We start from the raw sequence: 255 nt of genomic DNA, 5'->3' as shown, positions 1-255 counted from the left end.
AACTGCTTAATAAGTCACGCACTTCCATTTCAACTAATTCTAACAACTCAGGGTCATCAACCATGTCTGCTTTGTTCATGAACACAACAATGTAGGGTACACCTACTTGGCGTGATAACAATATGTGCTCTCTAGTTTGTGGCATAGGACCATCAGCTGCTGATACTACAAGTATCGCTCCGTCCATTTGCGCCGCTCCAGTAATCATGTTCTTAACATAGTCAGCATGTCCTGGGCAATCTACGTGCGCATAGT

1 protein-coding gene is annotated in these 255 nt (G+C 43.9%); it reads right to left on the bottom strand.

What is annotated here, in order from left to right; all coding sequences use genetic code 11:
* Positions 1-255, bottom strand: a 255-nt coding sequence (locus tag ACWTEW_RS13010) for a GTP-binding protein (protein ID WP_454783635.1), incomplete at both ends; no start/stop codon positions are given.

Source organism: Legionella stuttgartensis, from assembly GCF_977063405.2.
Note: the sequence above shows the minus strand (reverse complement) of the source record. Positions and strands in the feature narration are given on the sequence as shown.